Below are 20999 nucleotides of genomic sequence, written 5' to 3'. Positions count from 1 at the left end.
ATGTTTGAATTTGATATGGATTTAGACCAATTGGCTCAAATAAAAGTCATCGGTGTTGGTGGCGGCGGAAGCAATGCAGTAAACCGAATGATCGAGAACGGCGTTAAGGGCGTTGAGTTTATCACCGTCAATACAGATGCTCAAGCTTTACACTTAGCTAAGTCTGTGCATAAATTACAAATCGGGGATAAACTGACACGCGGTCTTGGTGCAGGTGCGAACCCTGAAGTAGGTAAGAAAGCAGCAGAAGAGTCAAGGGAGACAATTCTGAATACGCTTCGCGGCGCAGACATGGTATTCGTTACAGCCGGTATGGGTGGCGGTACGGGTACTGGAGCTGCACCGGTTATTGCCGAGATCGCCAAAGAAGTAGGCGCTTTAACCGTAGGTGTAGTTACTCGTCCGTTCACGTTCGAAGGACGCAAGCGCTCTTTACAAGCTGAGCAAGGTATTGCAGCATTGAAAGAGAAGGTAGATACACTTATTATTATCCCGAATGATCGTCTTTTAGAGATTGTAGATAAGAAGACTCCTATGCTTGAAGCTTTCCGCGAAGCGGATAACGTACTTCGTCAAGGTGTACAAGGGATTTCTGACTTAATCGCAGTACCTGGACTAATCAATCTGGATTTTGCGGATGTCAAAACGATTATGACAGAACGCGGCTCGGCCCTCATGGGTATCGGTGTGGCAACAGGTGAGAATCGTGCAGCTGAAGCAGCCAAAAAAGCAATTTCCAGTCCTTTGTTGGAAACTTCCATTGAAGGAGCTCGCGGGGTTCTGATGAACATTACGGGTGGCGTGAATCTTAGCTTGTACGAAGTCAATGAAGCAGCTGATATTGTTGCATCTGCATCTGATATCGAAGTGAACATGATTTTCGGAGCTGTTATTGATGATAAACTCAAGGATGAAATTCTCGTTACTGTTATTGCAACTGGTTTCGAGCATAAGGCAGCGCCTGTTCATCAACCCATCAAACGTCCTGGCACGGGTCAACCAGAAACTCCTGCTCCAGACAATCGGTTGAACAACTTGAAACCTTTTGGTTCACAACCTTCTAACGACCAATTAGATATTCCGACGTTTCTGCGTAATCGCGGACGGAATACCGACAAATAATTACACAATAATTGTAAAGAGACCGAAGCCCTACATGATGTAGAGGCTTCGGTTTTTTGTTGTTCCTAGGGCTTTTCTAGCTCGTGATAGGCCGCGTCAACTGACAAAAAAAGTATCATCCTACTAGCAAGTTTAGACAGACTTTGAATTTAGATTCCCCTATACTGATTTAGAACCTTAAAGTTTCGTCAGAAAAATTACTATAAAAGCATCCGTCTTGGAGGTGAGGAAATTGTGGTCGTCTATGCGGATCTCATTTTCCTGCTGAACTTTCTGATGGATGCGGCCATGCTTATCGTAACGGCTAAAACGCGGAAAATATCGTTCAAGTGGTGGAGAATCGTAGGTTCGTCGGCTTTGGGAGCTTCCTATGTGGTCATTATGTTCTTGCCAGTGCCGTTGTTTCTTTTTACATTTTCTGTGAAATGTATGTTTTGTATCGGTATGATTATGACTGCTTTTGGGTTTGGCTCCTTACAAAATTTATTGAGAAACATCGGAACGTTCCTTTTAGTGAATTTTGCTGTAGCCGGTGGTATGTTCGGCATTCATTATGTACTGGCATCCTCATCCGATGTGATGGAGGGGATTGTGTTTACTCAAACAGGTGTGGCCATGTTTCAGATGCAAATTGGAGGCATCCTGTTTGTGCTCATGTTGCTGCTTCCTTTGCTATGGTGGTTCAGAACAGTGTTTCAGAGTTCGAAGCAGCGTGAGGTGTTGACATCTTATTTGGCAGAAGTAACGATTCATGTGGGCGATTATACAGCCTCTTGCAAAGGTTTAATAGATACGGGAAATCAATTGTATGACCCGTTAACAAGAACCCCTGTAATGGTAATGGAAGTGTCTGAGTGGGGGGATGTATTGCCTGTAGAATGGCTCCAAAGGATTAGATCAGCAGATGTTGATCAGATCATAAGTGGTTTGGGTGTGGAGGAATTTGTTTGGCAAGATCGCTTGCGTCTCGTGCCCTACCGTGGCGTAAATCGGAATACCCAATTCATGCTGGCCATTAAACCGGATAAGGTGGTGATCACCCATAATCATTTGCAAATTGAAGCGTCTAAGGTGCTTATCGGACTCGATGGAGGAAAGCTTTGCAGTGACGGCACTTATCAAGCGATTATCCATCCAGCATTGATTTCAGCAGGATAGCGCTTTCAAAATGGAAGGTGAGTAATAAGTAACGTAAACCACTTCTTCGGTTTAGGAAATTTGTTTTGCTAGCAGCAAAACTCTACATATACTTACGATGCAAGTTTTCCTATGGAAAACTCAGCGAATGCTTACGAAGTCAGTTTTGCATACGCAAAACTCTTAGGAGGAAACTAACATGTTCTTGAAGTGGAAAATGCTTTTTCAACTAGCGTATTATCGTATTTTAATGCTATTAGGTCTCAAAGGAGAAGAAATCTATTACATTGGTGGCAGTGAAGCGCTACCTCCTCCACTTACGAGAGAAGAAGAAGAGTACTTATTGGAAAAGTTACCGTCCGGGGATGCCGCAGTGCGAGCTATGCTGATTGAGCGCAACCTGAGATTGGTTGTCTATATAGCTAGAAAGTTCGAAAATACTGGCATCAATATCGAGGATTTGGTTTCTATCGGTGCCATCGGCCTAATTAAAGCAGTGAACACCTTTGACCCAGAGAAAAAGATCAAACTAGCTACATATGCTTCCCGCTGTATTGAAAATGAAATTCTCATGTACTTACGTCGAAACAGTAAAATACGTACGGAAGTTTCTTTCGATGAACCACTTAATATTGATTGGGATGGAAATGAACTTCTGTTATCTGATGTTTTAGGGACAGAAAATGATACCATTTACAGAAATATTGAAGAACAGGTAGATCGAAAGCTGCTGCATAAAGCACTTGATAAGTTAACTGAACGGGAACGCATCATCATGGAGCTTCGTTTTGGCCTGCAAGACGGGGAGGAAAAAACGCAAAAGGACGTCGCTGACTTGCTTGGCATTTCGCAATCGTATATCTCCAGATTGGAAAAGCGCATTATTAAAAGGCTTCGTAAAGAATTTAATAAGATGGTCTGAAAAATATTTTTTGACGGGTCATGTCGAAATTGTTCAGCAGTCACGGGAGGGAGCAAGTCGAAACCCTTTTGTCAAGTAGCTCCACAAGGGATAGGACAGGAATAAATCAACCGCTCACGGGGATAATTAACAGTAATGTTTCTCCTTGGGAGGTAATCACGGTGACCCGAAATAAAGTTGAGATATGTGGTGTTGATACCGCCAAACTGCCTGTTCTGACCAATGCTGAAATGCGTGAACTGTTCTCTGATTTGCAGACGAAACAGGAGCGAGCTGCAAGAGAGAAATTGGTCAATGGGAACCTAAGGTTAGTTCTAAGTGTGATCCAGCGGTTCAACAATCGCGGAGAGTATGTGGACGATCTCTTCCAAGTTGGCTGTATTGGTTTGATGAAAGCCATTGATAACTTTGATTTAAGTCAAAACGTCAAGTTCTCGACCTATGCTGTACCGATGATTATAGGTGAGATTCGCCGCTACTTACGAGATAATAACCCGATTCGCGTTTCTCGTTCCTTAAGAGATATTGCTTACAAAGCTTTACAAGTCAGAGACAGCTTGACAAATCAGAATTCACGCGAGCCTACGATCTACGAAATCTCCGAGGCCCTTAATGTGCCTAAGGAGGATGTAGTATTCGCGCTTGATGCCATTCAAGATCCGGTATCGTTATTCGAACCGATTTATCATGATGGCGGAGATCCCATCTATGTCATGGACCAGATCAGTGATGAGCGCAATAAGGACATGTCGTGGATTGAAGGAATTGCACTTCGTGAAGCTATGCGTAAACTAAATGCTAGGGAGAAGATGATTCTCTCCATGCGATTTTTTGAAGGGAAAACGCAGATGGAGGTTGCCGATGAGATCGGCATTTCCCAAGCTCAGGTTTCCAGGCTTGAGAAATCGGCTATCTGTCAGATGCAGAAACATGTGAAATCGTAATTAACATAAAGACTGGATCGGCTGTGACAAGCCGTGAAGGTCTTTTTTTGGTTTTCAGGACATTTTGCCCACACCGCACATATACTAGTACAAAATCAGTTAAAAATCCTAATGAGATTCGTGGTGAATAGCCTCATGAAAATATCTGATTTCCAGACGAAGGATGTAATCAATATTGTCGATGGTAAAAAGCTCGGGCAAATCAGTGATTTGGAGCTTGATCTGCGTCAGGGTCGTATCGAATCGATTGTTGTACCTAATCAAAGCCGATTTTTCGGGTTGTTCGGTTCAGGGACAGATGTCATTATACCTTGGAAGCATATTGTGAAAATTGGTGCGGATGTCGTTCTTGTGAAATTAGAAGATGTCCGGCCTTATCGTCAAACGGATGATAACGAAGGTGTTTATGAGTTCAATCAGCAATTCCGTAATTGACGGAAGGCACACGAGCGAAGGCTGCTGCTTCATGGGCAGGCAAAGCAAACATCGTGTGTCTTTTTGTTTTGTGCTAAAGTAAAAGGAGTAAAGATCCAAGTATGGGGAGAGAGACGACCGTGGAACCATTTGTTAAACAAACGAAAGAAGATGGGCCAGTCCTATTTACGATAGCAAGCTGGATGGAGCAATACAGTGAATTAACAGTTGGTTTTACATCCCGCCATGGAGGAGTGAGTCAGGCACCGTATGCGACGCTCAATAGCGGACTGCATGTGAATGATGTACCAGGGCATGTGGTTAGGAATCGTGAGTTGATTGCTGAGGCCGTAGGACAGCCGTTTGAAGCATTCACGTATGCAGAACAGGTACATGGTAATGAAGTCACTATAGTAAGCTTACAGGAAAAAGGAATGGGCAGAGCATCCAGGGAAACGGCCATCCAAGCGAAGGACGGCTTCATTACAAATGAGAAAGGAATCGTTCTTTGTGCGCAATTTGCAGATTGTGTACCGTTATTTTTCTACGATCCTGTTAAGCGTGTTGCCGGGCTTGCTCATGCAGGTTGGAAAGGCACGGTGTTAAACATTTCCATGGCTACTATATCCTTAATGACACATACTTTTGGTAGTCAGCCCACAGACATTCGCGCGGCAATTGGTCCGTCCATTAGAGCCTGCTGCTATGAGGTTGATGAGACTGTAGCTAATCGTGTGAACCATGTACTTAGGGATATCAATGCATCATCAGAAGAGCGTCAAGCTGTTATGGTCGACAAAGGAAATGGCAAGTATATGCTGAATTTGCAAGAATTGAACCGAAAATTGTTACTGCAAGCAGGAATTTTGTCGTCCCATATCGAAGTATCACAGTTATGTACGAGTTGTAGCACTGATCTCTTTTTTTCACATCGAAAAGAAGGCGGTTCTACAGGTAGAATGATTGCTTGGATTGGTCTACTTTGAAGAGATTGATGCAAGCGCAGCGTTGAATTGAGGTGTCTGCATAAGTGAGTTTACTAACCCGTAAAGATGAGGTTGAAGCCCGTGTAGCCGCAGCATGTAAGCGGTCAGGACGGAAAGAGAATGAAGCTAAGATTATTGCTGTAACGAAATATGTTTCCTTAGAGACAACCAAAAGCGTATTGGATGCAGGACTTCTGCACATCGGTGAGAATCGTTGGCAGGATGTCAAACCGAAGTGGGAAGTGCTCCACGAACGGGGAACATGGCATTTCATTGGACATTTGCAAACGAATAAAGTAAAGGACGTCATTGGCAAATTCGCCTACATTCATTCGTTGGATCGGATTTCTCTGGCCAAAGAACTGGACAAACAGGCTGCAGCTTTAGGAATTGAAGTGAATTGTTTATTACAAGTAAACGTTTCCGGCGAAGAGTCAAAGTATGGTATTGCACCTGAGCATTTCTTCGATTTTGCTACAGAAGTTAGTGGGCTAAAACATATACATATCACAGGTTTGATGACCATGGCTCCTTACGAGATGGAGGCCGATGCAACAAGACCTGTCTTCCGTGGATTGAGAGAATTGCGAGACCGTCTGAATGAACGGAGAATTTTCCCATACGAGATAACGGAGTTATCCATGGGCATGTCTGGAGACTTTGAAGTAGCGATTGAAGAAGGTGCAACTTGGGTTCGTTTGGGTACTGTTTTGGTAGGGAAAGAACTTTAGTTAACCTGATTTAAGAACATGATAAGGAGGGAACTATAGTGGGTGTTTATAACCGATTTATGAATTTTCTTGGGCTGCAAGAAGAGGAAGAGGTTGTGGAGCGGGAGCGTATTGTGGAAGCCACAGAAGAACCTGAAACCAATCCTTATGAATTACGTAATAAAAATAAGGCGAATGTCGTCAGCATTCATTCACAGAAAAATGCTCGTGTCGTGCTAAGTGAACCTCGAACCTATGAAGAGACGCAGGATATTGCAGATCATCTTCGCTCCAGAAGAGCTGTGATCGTCAATTTGCAGCGAGTTCGTGGTGATCAAGCCATACGTATCGTAGATTTCTTAAGCGGGACGGTATATGCTTTGAATGGGTCTATATCCAAACTAGGACCAAATATCTTCCTCTGTACACCAGATTCAGTTGATATTCATGGTCACATCTCCGAGATGATGGGTGAAGAATAGGCGCATATCCTAACACAGAGGTGGATGCATACGTGAATTACGTTCACTATTATCTTAGTATTTTAATGGAAATTTATTATTTCATGATTATCGGCTATTTGATCCTCTCTTGGTTTCCTAATGCACGTGATAGCTTCGTTGGAGGACTCCTTGGGAAATTGGTTGAACCGTATTTAAGCCCTTTCCGGAAAATTATTCCTAGCATAGGGTTCATTGACCTTTCGCCAATCGTGGCCTTAATCGCACTGCGATTTGTGGTTATGGGGATTATAGCTGTACTCGATTTCATTGTGGGGTTGTTCTAACATTGCCAAAAGAACTCTACGGTCATTTTCATTCGGATGAACACCATTTTGTCGACAAAGCCTGGGATTGGGTGGAACGGGCAGCCGAGCAGCATGCTGTGAAGCTAACGGATTTCCTAGATCCCAGACAAGCTTTTATACTGACATCACTCGTTAATCGACACCCAGATGTACACTGCCGTCTAGATGGCGGATACTCGGCCGCCGAACGAAGAAGGGCTCTGATTGCCCCTGATTATCGACCTTTGGAAGGGGAAGATATGGCGATGGCAGTCTTGTCTGTTTCTTCCGGAGACGGCAAGTTTCTAACATTAGAACATGGAGATTACATGGGCGCCATTCTTGGACTCGGCATGAAGCGAGACAAGGTTGGCGATATTCATGTTATAGAGGGCGGCTGCCATTGTTTGGTTACCCAGGATGCTGCGGATTACCTACATTTGAATTTGTCCCAAGTACATAGGGTTCATGTGCAAACAGAGTTGCTGTCGTTAGATAAACTGGAACTCGCTCAAGTACAATTGGACGAGCTGAACCTGTCTGTTGCATCGATGCGTATGGACGGGATTGTGAGCGATGTATTCAGGCTTAGCCGAGCTAAAATATTGGTTCCCATTCAAGCTGGCCGCTGCCGCGTCAATTGGAAGCTTGAGGAAGATCCTAGTAAGCCTCTTAAAGAGGGGGATATGGTGTCTTTGCAAGGATTTGGTAGATTCAAGGTGCTTGAAGTGGAAGGCGTAACGAAAAAAGGACGTATTCGTGTGAAGATCGGCAAATTTGCATGAACGTGGATAATTTATCCACGAACTTTGCAGGAATTGCTTATTTTCTGTCGAACTGATTCAGTATAGATGTGGGTTCAATCTAGCTTTCATGGAAGAAAGCTTAGCTTATGCTTACGAAGTCAGTTTTGCTGCGCAAAACGCTAAGGAGGGGCACTGATGCCATTAACACCGCTAGACATACATAATAAGGAGTTTTCCCGCTCGTTCCGCGGTTATGATGAAGATCAAGTGAATGAATTCCTGGATCAAGTCATTAAGGATTACGAGGCATTGATTCGCGAGAATAAAGACTTGCACAATCAAACGGTGTCACTGCAGGAACGTTTGGACCATTTCACGAATATTGAGGAATCACTTAGCAAAACGATCATCGTTGCTCAAGAAGCTGCGGATGAAGTGAGAAGCAACGCCAAGAAAGAAGCGCAGCTGATTTTGAAGGAAGCTGAGAAGAATGCAGATCGGATTATTAATGAATCCTTGACGCGTTCACGCAAGGTTGCTTTGGAGATTGAAGAATTGAAGAAACAAGCCTCCATTTATCGCACACGCTTCCGGACGCTGCTTGAAGCACAATTAGAGCTGCTCAACACGGAAGGCTGGCAAAGTATGCAGTTTGAAAATAAAGAAGAGTAGGAATCGATGATTAGGTGGTTGTCATATTGACTATGCCTAACGAATTGGTTATACTCCTGTTAAATGTATCTCAGTAAAGCTATGACTGGAACGAGTAGGTCGAATTAGCAGTGTCAGCGAATTAGGGTATTGGTGTGAGCCTAATCTCTGCAGCGTACCGAATATCCCCCAGGAGCGTCTCTTGAAGCGAGTAGAGAGAAACGGGTCATGCCGTTACACATGATCGAGTGATTAAGCTTATGTTCGATACGCCGGAAGGTGTATGTTCATTTTGCTTTTTAACGAGGGTGGTACCGCGAGTTAAAGTTTCTCGTCCCTTTTTGGGGATGAGAGGCTTTTTTTGTTTTTCTGACAACATAAAGTTTGAGGCAGGAATGGAGTGGTTCGTATGGATTATGGCAAAACATTAAATTTACTACAAACAGAGTTTCCGATGAGAGGCAATTTGCCGCAGGCGGAACCGAAAATTCAAGAACACTGGGAAGCTGAAGACATTTATGCCAAAGTGCAGGAGAGTCGCAAAGGCAGAACAAAATTCATTCTGCATGATGGACCTCCGTACGCGAACGGTGATATTCATATCGGACATGCTTTAAACAAGGTATTAAAAGATATCATCGTGCGATTCAAAACATTACAAGGCTTCGATGCGCCTTATGTTCCAGGCTGGGATACGCATGGCTTGCCGATTGAGCAAGTCATTACGAATAGCGGTAAAGTTGATCGTAAAAAAATGACTGTCCCTGAGTTCCGTGAATATTGCAAAGAGTACGCCCTGCAGTCCGTTGAGAAACAGAAAAGCCAATTCCAGCGTCTAGGTATCCGCGGTGACTGGAAGAATCCATATATCACATTACAGCCGAATTATGAAGCTCAGCAAATTCGAGTGTTCGGTAAAATGGTACAAAAAGGCTTTGTCTACAAAGGTTTGAAGCCTGTCTATTGGTCCCCATCTTCCGAGAGTGCACTTGCAGAAGCTGAGATTGAGTACAAAGAAAAAACCTCCACTTCCATTTATGTGGCGTTTCCTGTTAAAGACGGCAAAGGTAAGCTGCCGCAGGATGCTGCTATTGTGATCTGGACGACAACGGCATGGACACTGCCTGCAAACCTAGGCATTTCACTTCATCCTGAGTTCGACTATGCTGTCGTTCAAGCCGGTGGAAAGAAATATGTACTTGCACAGGGCTTGCTTGCTGCTGCAGCTAAGGAAATTGGCTGGACCGATTACGAAGTGTTATCGACGGTAAAAGGAAGCGAACTCGAGTTCGTTACGTGCCAGCATCCGTTCTATGACCGTGAATCGCTTGTTATGGTTGGCGAACATGTGACACTAGAAGCGGGTACAGGCTGCGTACACACAGCTCCTGGACACGGGGAAGACGATTTCGCAATTGGACAGCGTTATAACATCGGAGTGCTATGTCCTGTGGATGATCAAGGGCATTTCACTGCAGAAGCACCGGGCTTTGAAGGCATGTTCTACGAAAAAGGCGGCAAGCTGATTATCGAAAAGCTGCAAGAATCAGGTCTATTGCTTAAAGCTGGAGAAATTCAGCATCAATACGCCCATGATTGGCGCACGAAGAAGCCTGTTATTTATCGAGCAACAGAGCAGTGGTTCGCGTCTATTGATAAATTCAGACAAGAGATGCTGGATGAAATCAAGCAAGTAAAGTGGACACCAGAGTGGGGCGAAATCCGCCTGCATAACATGATTGCAGATCGTGGAGACTGGTGTATCTCGAGGCAGCGTGCATGGGGTGTTCCTATTCCGATCTTCTACTGCCGCTGCTGTAACGAACCGCTAGTCAATGAGCAAACCATTGAACATGTGGCTCAGTTATTTGAGCAAGAAGGCTCAAATGCATGGTTTATCAAGGATGAGAAGGATCTCCTTCCTCAGGGAACTAGCTGCTCCAAATGTGCTCATGGTGAGTTCCGTAAGGAAACGGATATCATGGACGTATGGTTTGATTCAGGTTCTAGCCATGTGGCTGTTCTAGAATCCCGTCCTGAGCTGCAGTGGCCTGCGGATCTGTACTTAGAAGGTTCTGACCAGTACCGTGGTTGGTTCAACTCCTCCCTCATTACAGGTGTTGCTACAAGAGAGAAATCGCCATATAAAGGTGTACTCAGCCATGGCTTTACGCTGGATGGAGAAGGACGGAAAATGTCCAAGTCAATCGGAAACACGATTGATCCGAATGTTGTGTGTGGTAAGCTAGGCGCTGATATCCTGCGTCTGTGGGTATCCTCAGTCGATTATCAATCCGATCACCGGATCTCTGATAATATCTTGAACCAAACGACGGAAGTCTACCGTAAAATTCGCAACACAATGCGTTTCTTGCTGGGTAACATGAGTCATTTCAACCCAGAAACAGATCGGGTAGCTGCAGAAAGTTTGTCTGAGCTCGACCGTTATGCCTTGATTCGCTTGAATCGCATGATTGAGAAGGTAGTGAAGGCTTATGAAGCGTATGAATTCCATGTCGTTTACCAAACGATTCATCATTTCTGCGCGGTTGAAATGAGCTCTTTCTACTTGGATATTATCAAGGATCGTTTGTATGCAAACGCGCCTCATGATCCTGCTCGGAAAGCTTCGCAAACCGTATTATATGCTTCATTAACTGCGATCACGAAGCTGATCTCACCTATTCTTCCACATACTGCTGATGAAGTATGGAAGTACATTCCAGGAGTTGAGCTAAGCAGTGTTCAGTTAGCAGAACTGCCCGAAGTCGATTCAAGTTTATATAACGAAGAATTGGAAAATAAATGGAATAGCTTCCTGGATGTTAGAGATGAAGTTCTGAAGGCTCTCGAAGAGGCACGTAAAGAGAAGGTCATCGGTAACTCGTTAGGAGCTGCTGTACATCTATATCCGAATGAAGCCACTTACGGCTTACTTATGCAATTGGAGCAGTTGGATCAGTTGTTCATTGTGTCTGCTGTGAGCGTGCATAAACCTGGGACGGAGGCTCCTGCTGGGGTGTATCAATCGAAGGACGCTGCCATTGCTATTGCTGTAGCTGAAGGCGAGAAGTGCGAGCGCTGCTGGATAGTGACTCCTGAGGTGGGGCAAAGTAAAGAACATCCGACACTTTGTGCCAGATGTAATGACGTTGTTTCGGCTCATTACCACGAGTAAAGGAAGCAAACGAGCTTTCGCTTTTATGCGAAGCTCGTTTGTCCTGTTTTGTCTAGAGCTGCTCATCCTCTGAATTGGAAAGGTTTTCTGGTTCAAGTAAAGGATCGCCCTCGCCTTTATGCAGATAATCATTATAGGCCTTGCCTCTAACAATAGTGACATGTTCACCATACAGGTCTGTCGCAACAAAGCTCTCAAAAGACTCAACATAACCAACGTGCTCATCGGCTTCCACATACATTTCATTATAATCATCCACATTGGGATCTTCAGCAAATGCAGGCGAATTTGAGGTGCCCCAACTTTCAACGATTTGCCAGGCATCTTCACCATCGAATTCGGTCTCATCGTCACGTTCGTCAAAGCTGGTTCGGCCAAAAGGTGGGTAGAGTACTTGTTCTTCAACAGGTCTTCTGAATGATCGGTCAGGATCAGGAACGTGTTCTAAACTGTAAATTGTTGTAGGGATAGCTTGAAGGCGCTCAAAGGGAATCGGTTGTTTGCTGAACACACATATACCGTATTCTCCACTCTCCATGCGAGCTAAGGCTTCATTGACTTGATTTAAATGAAATTCAGCATGTTCGTTGAGTGAAATATCCTTTTCTCGTTCGTATATTTCTGTAGCAATGTCTCCTGGATGATTATCATACATGGAGAGCTCTCCGGTACTATCTTTGAAAGAATTGGACAGGCCATAATTATCATTCGTGGCAAAATGTTTCTCGAGATAAAGCTTTTCCTCCAATAACTGCAGATATAATTCTTTTAATTGCTCCTCGGATAAATGGCTCATAGGTCGAAAGTACAGCTCCTTTCTAACAGCTGATGCATACCGTTATAATGCCGATTGACAGCTTTTTTTAGTGAGGTAATTCCTTGAAACTAAGGAAATAAGGAACTTGTTTAAGCTTACGAAAAAGGTAATGCTTACGAAGTAAGTTTTCTTACGAAAACTCTTAGGAGGAAAAGAAAATGAAATATTATTTTTATGCGCTTATCGTGTTTATTTTGGATCAAGTATCCAAATGGTTTATTGTGAAACGGATCCCGCTTGGCGAGGAGCGTCCAGTGCTGGGTGATTTCTTCATCCTGACGTCGCATCGCAATAGGGGCGCTGCATTTGGTATTTTGCAAAACCAAAGATGGTTTTTCATTGTGATTACACTTATTGTTGTGATTGGTATTCTCTGGTACATACGTCGGACGATCCGTGAAAGAAAAGTTTTGTTATCTTTTGCGCTTAGTCTTCTGCTAGGAGGAGCAATCGGTAATTTCATTGATCGAGCATTATTCGGTGAAGTTGTGGATTTCCTACAATTTACCTTTGATTTTAGCCTGTTCGGCAAAGCTATTTATTATATTTATCCGATTTTCAATCTAGCTGATTCGGCCATCGTGATCGGGGTAATCCTGATTTTCTTAGAATCGTTACTAACTTGGAGAAAAGAGAAAAAAGGAGCAACGAATGAACACAAATCAGACCTCATCTGAGGCCGCGACAAATGATGTCATCGAATGGACGGTTGAAGGGCAGTATGCCAGTGAACGTATTGATAAATTCATTACGGAAGCATTGGAAGAAGATGTGTCAAGAACACTCGTTCAGCAATGGGTCAAAGACGGGCATGTTAAAGTGAATGGGAAAGTCATAAAGCCAAACTATAAACTGTCTGAACAAGATGTTATTTCGTTGCGCATTCCTGAACCCCAGGGTGTTGAGCTTGCCGCGGAAAACATTCCTCTTAATGTGGTATACGAAGACGCCGATGTCATTGTAATCAATAAGCAGCGGGGACTTGTCGTTCATCCGGCACCTGGCCATTACTCAGGTACATTGGTAAACGCATTAATGTACCATTGCAAGGATCTATCTGGCATCAACGGAGAACTGCGTCCTGGAATCGTACATCGGATTGATAAGGACACATCCGGTCTTATCATGTCAGCAAAGAATGACAAAGCACACGCTAGCTTAGCTGAGCAGTTAAAGGCTCATACGGTCAATCGCAAATATATCGCCTTGGTACATGGGAATCTACAGCATGATCAAGGTACCATTGACGCTCCGATTGGTCGAGATTCAAATGATCGCAAGATGTATACGGTAACGGAGAAAAACAGCAAGCAAGCGGTGACTCATTTCGTAGTTATCGAACGCTTTGGTGATTTTACCTTGGTGGAGCTGAAGCTGGAAACGGGAAGAACCCACCAAATTCGTGTGCATATGAAATTCATTGGTCACCCTCTTGTTGGGGATCCGATGTATGGCAAGAGTAAAGGGATGCTGATGGATGGCCAGGCGCTGCACGCTGCCATTCTGGGCTTTAAGCATCCGCGTACAGGGGAATGGATGCAATTTGAAGCACCAATTCCGGCTGATATGGAAAACCTTCTACAAACAATTCGAACATCCTAGGGTTCTTCCCAATGGGAGAGGAGTGAATCACATGGAGCATCTGATTAATCCACAAGTGAAAGACATTCAAATTTCAGGCATACGCAAAATATCGAATCTCGTCAGCACCATTCCAGGCGCATTGACGTTAACGATTGGACAGCCTGATTTCCCGACGCCGCGGCATATTATTGAGGCTGGACAGCGGGCTTTGGATCAAAATAAAACGGTTTATACGCAAAATCCCGGACTATTGGAACTGCGAGAAGCTGTATCCAGCTTCGTTCACACGAAGTACGGCCAACAATATCACGCGGCTGACGAAATTATCGTGACAGCTGGAGCGAGTCAAGCGGTAGACATTACGTTACGTACCATTCTTACACCTGGTGCAGAAGTTATCATTCCCGCACCAATATACCCTGGGTACGAGCCATTAATCCGATTGGCAGGGGGAATCCCTGTCTACGTCGATACCAGACCGAATGGTTTGAAATTAACAGCAGAGTTACTTGAGCCTTATCTAACAGCTAACACGCGCTGCGTTATCTTATGTTACCCTTCTAATCCTACAGGCCAAGTACTCACGGAGAAGGAATTGGCCGATTTGGCTCAATTATTAGAAGATCGGGAATTGTTTATTTTATCCGATGAAATTTACAGTGAGCTTGTTTACGGTGTTCGTCATCAGTCTATTGCAACGATGGGCAAGCTCCGTGAGAAAACGATTGTCATTAATGGCCTCTCCAAATCCCACGCTATGACAGGCTGGCGAGTTGGATTCACATTAGCGCCAGCATACATTACGGAGCATATGGTCAAGGTGCATCAGTATAATGTGACTTGCGCAAGCTCTGTAAGCCAGTATGCGGCATTAGAGGCTTTGACAGTTGGTGTGGATGATGCGCTGCCTATGCGCAATGCCTATGAAGTTCGTAGGGATTATGTCTATGATCGTCTGCTTGCTATGGGCTTCGAGTTGGAGAAGCCGAATGGGGCATTTTATTTGTTCCCATCCATTGCTAAATTCGGATTGAGTTCTCAGGACTTTACCATGAGGCTGCTTCATGAGGAACATGTTGCTGTTGTTCCTGGAGATGCTTTCACTTCTTACGGAGAAGGCTATATCCGGATTTCTTATGCCTATTCACAAGAAGTATTGGAACAGTCGCTTGATCGTCTTGAGCGCTTTGTAAACAAGCTAGCGTGAGCTAGTTAATTGTAAAGCATTGATAAGTCGACGTTCCGTTTATGACAATACGAAAAAACCTCCAAATCCACAATGAAAGTGGGTTTGGAGGTTTTTCTTTACTTTTAATTAGATTTAAATCGTAAATAGGCTGTAATGGTATCAATAGCTACATCAATAGCGTTCTCGTTAGGATCAAGCTTGGCATTATGCAACCCATGAGGGGTGTCTACCCCTAACCAAAACATGAAGCCAGGTATTTGCTCCAAAAAGTAGCCGAAGTCTTCGCCTGTCATCGCTTCTGTACACTCCACAAGCTGTACGTTATCATTACCGCGCAGCCAGTCCATGAATTCCACTGTCAAAGTAGGATCATTGAACACTTGGCGGTAATTCGAGCCATAATCAATAGAGACTTGACACTCGAAGGAACCTTCGATTCCTGCCGCTACAGCTTCGATACGTTTCTTGATCTTGTTCATAGAATCAGCGGAAAGGGTGCGAATCGTGCCTTCCAAGCGGGCTTTTTCGGCGATAATGTTTTGCTTTGTTCCAGCCTCCATTTTACCAATGGTAATGACGGCTGAATCAAGCGGATTCACATTACGGGAAACAATGGTTTGCAGTTGACCAACCATTTGTGTCGCCGCTATGATCATATCGTTTGCTTGGTGTGGGTAAGCGGCATGTCCGCCTTTGCCTATCAAGTCAATGAACAACTCAGATGTGTTGGCAAACAAGATCTCCGGCCTAGTGGCAATCGTGCCTACTGGATACTCAGGAGCAATATGGAGTGCAACCATCTGGTCGGGCTTCCAATCCTGTAATTCTTTAGCAGCAAGCATGGGTAATGCGCCGCCTGGACCTTCTTCAGCTGGCTGAAACAACACAATCAGGTCATCCTTCATCGGCTGCTGAACGAAATGGGTGACAACACCGATCCCAATTGACATGTGAAAATCATGTCCGCATGCATGCATGTAACCTGGATGCTGGGAAGGAAACGGAAGAGAGGTCTCTTCCGTGATGGGCAGCCCGTCCATATCCGCTCGATATCCAAAGCGTTTGGTAGGGTTCGTACCTTTGATGTAAACCAAAATGCCAGTGCGCCAAGTGCGAATCGTCATTCTATCCTGAGGAAGCTTAGCGAGATGGTCAAGGAGAAGCTGTTGCGTCTTGAACTCTTGAAAGCCCGGCTCCGGAATTTGGTGAAGCTGACGGCGCAGCTCTATAAAGGGGCTAAGCATGGTGAATTCCTCCAGAACACCTTATAGGGTGCGCAGATCTTGTAAAATTTCTGTTTTGGACTTCGTTTTATCGTCCACTTTCTTGATCACTCGTGCAGGTGCTCCTGCTACAACCGTATATTCTTCAACGTCTTGTGTAACGATAGCGCCGGCAGCAACAACAGATCCTTTTCCGATGCGAACACCTTCTAAGATAACTGCATTCGCTCCAACAAGTACATCATCTTCAATCACACAAGGTTGTGCGGAAGGGGGCTCAATAACGCCTGCAACGACTGCACCAGCACCAATGTGACACATTTTGCCGACTTGTGCTCTACCGCCAAGAACAGCATTCATGTCGATCATTGTACCATCACCAACAGAAGCACCAATATTAATGAGAGCGCCCATCATGATGACGGCATTATCTCCGATATGTACTTTATCACGAATGATCGCACCTGGTTCAATGCGCGCATTGATTGGCTTCAGATCCAGCATTGGAATCGCAGAATTGCGACGATCCGCTTCAACGACGAAATCCGCGATTTGTGCTTTGTTTGCTTCAAGAACAGGCTGAATTTCGCTCCATTCGCCAAAAACAACGCCGCTTCCGCCGGATATAAAGGTTTGGCTGCCTTCGCCAAAGTTAATACCTTCAAGGTTTCCTTTTACGTATACTTTAACAGGCGTTTTTTTCTTGCTTTCTTTAATAAATTGAATAATTTCTAACGTATTCATCTCGGTCATGGTGACATCTCCTTAAAATTTAGATTGACTCTCCTATATTATCAGAAAGGGGGCATTTCGGCCAATGTGTATTCAAAGAGCTTTTTGAGCGAACTGACTATTGTACAGATCAGCATAAAAGCCGTGCTGTTCCAATAGCTGTTCATGTGTTCCTTGTTCAATAACAGAACCATGATTCATAACAAGAATGAGATCGGCATCACGTATAGTGGAAAGTCGATGTGCAATGACGAAGCTTGTGCGCCCTTCCATTAGGTTACTCATCGCCTTTTGGATGGACACCTCCGTGCGTGTATCTACGCTGCTCGTAGCTTCATCAAGAATCAAAATGGTTGGATCGGCAAGTATGGCGCGTGCGATGGTGAGAAGCTGCTTTTGCCCATGTGAAAGGTTGGATGCTTCTTCATTCAGCTTGGTATCGTAGCCTTCCGGCAAGGTTCGAATGAAATGATCGGCATAGGCTGCGCGAGCCGCACTAACGATCTCGTCTTCAGTGGCACCATCACGTCCGTAAGCGATATTCTCGCGAATCGTTCCGTTGAACAGCCATGTGTCTTGCAGGACCATACCGAACAGTCCTCGCAGATGACTGCGTGACATTTCACGTGTGTCTACCGCATCAATGGAAATCGTACCAGCTTTTAATTCGTAGAAACGCATGAGTAGATTGACAATTGTGGTTTTACCCGCACCTGTGGGGCCAACAATGGCAACCGTTTGTCCTGGCTCTACTTGGATATTCATATCTTGAATTAACGGGGTATCCTCTTTGTAAGCAAAGGTAACCTGTTTGAATTGAACATGACCCTGAACATTCTGGGTCGTTTTTACATGGGAGATTTCCTGTACTTCCTCAGGCTCATCTAATAACTCGAAAATACGTTCCGCGGCGGCGATTGTGGATTGAATCACGTTGGCTATATTAGCCACCTGTGCAATTGGCATCCCGAATTGCCCTGAATATTGAATAAATGCTAGAATATCTCCGATTTTAATTGCCCCGTTTGTTACCATGATGCCACCAATCACACTGACCAATACGTAGCCGATATTCCCGATAAAGGACATAAGGGGGAAGATCATCCCAGAGATAAACTGTGCACGCCAGCCGGAATGATACAAGCGTTCATTAATTTCATTGAATTGTTCAACCGATTTCTGCTCACGGCCGAAAGCTTTGACAATAGTATGCCCTGTGTACATTTCTTCCACGTGACCATTAAGTTCACCGAGTGTTTTTTGTTGTCCTTTAAAATATTTCTGAGACCGTGATGCAATCATTTTCGTTCCCAAAATGCTGAGAGGTAAGGTTACGATGGTGGCTAAGGTTAGCAAAGGACTAATGGTTAGCATCATAATAATGATCCCGACCAAGGTCACGATTGAAGTTATCAACTGCGTCAAACTTTGCTGCATGGTAGAACTGATCGTATCTACGTCGTTTGTAGCTCGGCTCATGGTGTCCCCATGACTGCGTGAGTCGAATAAGGAGAGAGGTACTCGGGTGAGCTTCTCACTAATATCTCTACGTAGATTAAATACGATTTTCTGTGTGACACCGACCATAATCCACTGTTGGATGAAGGTGAGTATGGCGCTAAGTATGTAGAGTGCTGCAAGAATAATAACAATTTGGAAAATAGCATCGAAATCAATTTTGGCGCCGGCAACGCCCTTGAATTTCGCAATTGAGCCTTCATACAAAATAGTTGTTGCGTTCCCCATGAGTTTGGGACTAATAATACTGAAGAGTGTGCTGAGCACAGCCGAGATAAAAACAAGTAGGATTGATACACGGAAAGGACTCATGTAACTCGACAACCGTCGTATAGTTCCCTTGAAATCCTTAGCCTTTTGGACCGGCATTCCCATGCCACCCATGCCGCCTCGGCCAAAGTGACCGGGATTTACCCCCGCTGAAGAAGGAGCTTTCTCTTTTGGTTTGTCACTCATGCACTTTCCTCCTCTGACAGCTGAGAAGCAACAATTTCTTGATACACAGCACATGTTTTCATCAAATCTGAATGGGTGCCTATCCCTGCAATTTGTCCTTCTTCCAGTACGATAATTCGGTTAGCATCCATAATTGTACTGACACGTTGGGCAACAATAATCATCGTTGCTTGCTCGGTTTCGGTTTTGAGAGCTGAACGAAGTTTAGCATCGGTTTTGAAATCCAGTGCAGAGAAGCTATCATCAAATACATAGATGTTCGGTTTACGAACGAGTGCACGAGCAATGGCAAGCCGCTGCTTCTGGCCACCGGATAAGTTCGTTCCACCTTGGGCGAGAACAGCTTGATAGCCTTCTTTCATCTCGGCGATGAAATCTGCAGCTTGCGCAGTGGTTGCAGCATGCTGAATTTCCTCTTCCGTTGCCATCTCACGGCCAAAACGAATGTTATCCGCAACTGTTCCTGAGAAAAGAGCCGCCTTTTGTGGGACATAACCGATGTGCTGTCTTAGACTTTCTAGCTTCAAAGTAGGCAGGGGATGACCATCAATGCTGATAGTGCCGGACTCTACATCATAGAAGTGCAAAAGTAAATGAATGAGTGTCGTCTTGCCCGATCCGGTTCCTCCTATGATCGCTGTGACCTCACCAGTCTCAGCGCGGAAGGATAGATCACGGATTGCAGGTTGCTCAGCCCCAGGATAACTAAAGGATACATGCTTAAATTCAACAGCAGCTTGATTAGAATCAAGAGATTTAGCCATTTCGGCGCTATGTATGTTAGATTGAAGGACTAAAACTTCATTAATACGGACAGATGAAGCAGATGCGCGTGGAATCATCATGAAAATCATCGTCATCATGAACATAGAAAACATAATCTGCATGGCATATTGGATGAAGGCCATCAAGTCCCCGATTTGCATTTGATTGGCATCAATGCGAACTCCGCCGTACCAAAGAATGATGACAACCCCAAGATTAAATACAAGCATCATAATAGGCATCATCGTAGCCATGATCACATTTACTTTTACGGCTGTTTTCGTGTAATCAAGGTTCGCTTTTTCGAATTTACGCTTTTCATGTTCGGAACGGTTAAAGGCGCGAATGACGCGGATGCCGGTTAAGTTTTCACGCAGTACGAGATTGATGCCATCGATTTTGAGCTGTAAGGCTTTGAATAAGGGAAGTCCTTTACGCATGATCCCTACAATAGCTAGTGCAAGAATCGGGATGATGGAGATTAATACAATGGCGAGATGAGCGTCCTTATAAGTGGCCATGATGACCCCACCGACTAGCATTGTAGGTGCGCCGATGAACATCCGCATCATGACAATCACTTGCTGAACTTGAGCGATGTCATTCGTGGTTCTGGTAATGAGGGAGGAAGTACCGAGTTTATCGAATTCGTGCAAGGAGAAGCTTTCAACATGGGTAAAAAGCGTTCGTCGTAAATCCCTGCCGAATCCTGTCGCCGTTCGAGCCAACAAGTAGCTCGCAATGATGACACAAACCATCGCGCCCATGGCTACTAATAGCATGTAAGCACCGAACCGGAGAATATAAGGAATATCTCCGTTCACAACTCCGACATCGACAATGTCAGCGAGCAGGGTGGGCAGGTACAACTGCGCTAGTGATTGCAAAAGCATCAAGGTAATAATCGCAACCACAGAAGCTTTGTACGGTTTCAGAAGCCGAAACAATTTGAACATGGGTTCCTCCTTAGCGTTTTGCCATAGCAAAACTGGCATTATAAGCGTTACTGAGTTTTCGCAAGAAAACGGGTAAAGCTTGCGTTTCATATGTAAATTATAACACATGGCTGAGCGCTAGCTCAAAGCAAGTTCATGAAATAGATATTGACTTATCGTGTC

At 44.5% G+C, this 20999-nt stretch carries 20 protein-coding genes and 1 other annotated feature; of the genes, 15 read left to right on the top strand and 5 right to left on the bottom strand.

Annotated features, from left to right (window positions below):
• From ftsZ to ileS, 12 genes are all read left to right on the top strand, one after another.
• Complete coding sequence (gene ftsZ, locus AC58UU_RS08065; protein WP_029196512.1) at nt 1-1122, top strand: cell division protein FtsZ; 1122 nt, start codon at nt 1-3, stop codon at nt 1120-1122.
• A gap of 234 nt (nt 1123-1356) precedes the next feature.
• On the top strand, nt 1357-2280 hold the full coding sequence (spoIIGA, locus tag AC58UU_RS08060; RefSeq protein WP_497314527.1) for a sigma-E processing peptidase SpoIIGA: 924 nt from the start codon (nt 1357-1359) through the stop codon (nt 2278-2280).
• 178 nt (nt 2281-2458) lie between these two features.
• Nucleotides 2459-3181, top strand: coding sequence for an RNA polymerase sporulation sigma factor SigE (sigE, locus tag AC58UU_RS08055; protein WP_047672364.1), 723 nt, complete (start codon nt 2459-2461; stop codon nt 3179-3181).
• A gap of 161 nt (nt 3182-3342) precedes the next feature.
• Complete coding sequence (gene sigG, locus AC58UU_RS08050; protein WP_057303043.1) at nt 3343-4125, top strand: RNA polymerase sporulation sigma factor SigG; 783 nt, start codon at nt 3343-3345, stop codon at nt 4123-4125.
• 135 nt (nt 4126-4260) lie between these two features.
• On the top strand, nt 4261-4560 hold the full coding sequence (locus AC58UU_RS08045) for a YlmC/YmxH family sporulation protein (protein WP_047672367.1): 300 nt from the start codon (nt 4261-4263) through the stop codon (nt 4558-4560).
• A 101-nt stretch (nt 4561-4661) separates the two neighbouring features.
• Nucleotides 4662-5525, top strand: coding sequence for a peptidoglycan editing factor PgeF (pgeF, locus tag AC58UU_RS08040; protein ID WP_497314523.1), 864 nt, complete (start codon nt 4662-4664; stop codon nt 5523-5525).
• A 44-nt stretch (nt 5526-5569) separates the two neighbouring features.
• On the top strand, nt 5570-6256 hold the full coding sequence (locus AC58UU_RS08035) for a YggS family pyridoxal phosphate-dependent enzyme (RefSeq protein ID WP_497314521.1): 687 nt from the start codon (nt 5570-5572) through the stop codon (nt 6254-6256).
• Between the two features lie 38 nt (nt 6257-6294).
• Nucleotides 6295-6717, top strand: coding sequence for a cell division protein SepF (locus tag AC58UU_RS08030; RefSeq protein ID WP_171648417.1), 423 nt, complete (start codon nt 6295-6297; stop codon nt 6715-6717).
• Nucleotides 6718-6749: 32 nt separating this feature from the next.
• Nucleotides 6750-7022 carry a YggT family protein gene (locus tag AC58UU_RS08025; RefSeq protein WP_235549210.1) on the top strand — a complete coding sequence of 91 codons (273 nt, stop codon included), beginning with the start codon at nt 6750-6752 and terminating at the stop codon, nt 7020-7022.
• Nucleotides 7023-7024: 2 nt separating this feature from the next.
• Entirely contained in the window at nt 7025-7807 is a 783-nt protein-coding gene (locus AC58UU_RS08020) for a YlmH family RNA-binding protein (RefSeq protein WP_497314519.1), read from the top strand.
• A gap of 156 nt (nt 7808-7963) precedes the next feature.
• On the top strand, nt 7964-8440 hold the full coding sequence (locus AC58UU_RS08015; protein ID WP_497314517.1) for a DivIVA domain-containing protein: 477 nt from the start codon (nt 7964-7966) through the stop codon (nt 8438-8440).
• A gap of 72 nt (nt 8441-8512) precedes the next feature.
• Nucleotides 8513-8761: a binding site (T-box leader), on the top strand.
• A 67-nt stretch (nt 8762-8828) separates the two neighbouring features.
• A complete protein-coding gene (gene ileS / locus AC58UU_RS08010) occupies nt 8829-11597 on the top strand; it encodes an isoleucine--tRNA ligase (RefSeq protein ID WP_497314515.1) in 2769 nt (922 codons plus the stop codon).
• 52 nt (nt 11598-11649) lie between these two features.
• Here the strand turns inward: ileS and AC58UU_RS08005 are convergent, their stop codons facing one another.
• Nucleotides 11650-12393, bottom strand: a complete 744-nt coding sequence (locus AC58UU_RS08005) for a TraR/DksA C4-type zinc finger protein (protein ID WP_497314513.1) — start codon at nt 12391-12393, stop codon at nt 11650-11652.
• 179 nt (nt 12394-12572) lie between these two features.
• Here AC58UU_RS08005 and lspA point away from each other — a divergent pair, with 179 nt between their 5' ends.
• From lspA to AC58UU_RS07990, 3 genes are read left to right on the top strand one after another with little or no spacing between them, the layout of a single operon-like run.
• A complete protein-coding gene (lspA, locus tag AC58UU_RS08000) occupies nt 12573-13091 on the top strand; it encodes a signal peptidase II (RefSeq protein ID WP_497314511.1) in 519 nt (172 codons plus the stop codon).
• Nucleotides 13066-14016: an RluA family pseudouridine synthase gene (locus AC58UU_RS07995; RefSeq protein ID WP_497314509.1), complete on the top strand. Its 951-nt coding sequence runs from the start codon at nt 13066-13068 to the stop codon at nt 14014-14016. The genes lspA and AC58UU_RS07995 overlap by 26 nt, the downstream gene beginning before the upstream one ends.
• A 31-nt stretch (nt 14017-14047) precedes the next feature.
• A complete protein-coding gene (locus AC58UU_RS07990; protein WP_497314508.1) occupies nt 14048-15205 on the top strand; it encodes an aminotransferase A in 1158 nt (385 codons plus the stop codon).
• Between the two features lie 104 nt (nt 15206-15309).
• Here AC58UU_RS07990 and AC58UU_RS07985 read toward each other — a convergent pair whose 3' ends face one another.
• The 4 genes from AC58UU_RS07985 to AC58UU_RS07970 all read right to left on the bottom strand — a co-directional run bounded on the left by AC58UU_RS07985 (nt 15310) and on the right by AC58UU_RS07970 (nt 20837).
• Entirely contained in the window at nt 15310-16431 is a 1122-nt protein-coding gene (locus tag AC58UU_RS07985; protein WP_497314506.1) for an N-acetyldiaminopimelate deacetylase, read from the bottom strand.
• Nucleotides 16432-16452: 21 nt separating this feature from the next.
• The gene (dapD, locus tag AC58UU_RS07980) at nt 16453-17163 is read right to left on the bottom strand and encodes a 2,3,4,5-tetrahydropyridine-2,6-dicarboxylate N-acetyltransferase (RefSeq protein ID WP_171648435.1); all 711 of its coding nucleotides are present in this window, start codon (nt 17161-17163) and stop codon (nt 16453-16455) included.
• A 72-nt stretch (nt 17164-17235) separates the two neighbouring features.
• A complete protein-coding gene (locus AC58UU_RS07975; protein ID WP_497314504.1) occupies nt 17236-19116 on the bottom strand; it encodes an ABC transporter ATP-binding protein in 1881 nt (626 codons plus the stop codon).
• Nucleotides 19113-20837 (bottom strand): ABC transporter ATP-binding protein, encoded by a 1725-nt coding sequence (locus AC58UU_RS07970; protein ID WP_497314502.1) that lies wholly within the window; start codon nt 20835-20837, stop codon nt 19113-19115. Before AC58UU_RS07970 ends, AC58UU_RS07975 begins: the two co-directional genes overlap by 4 nt.
• Nucleotides 20838-20999 lie beyond the last annotated feature (162 nt).

It is taken from the genome of Paenibacillus sp. JT22N1, from assembly GCF_059692155.1.
Note: the sequence above shows the minus strand (reverse complement) of the source record. Positions and strands in the feature narration are given on the sequence as shown.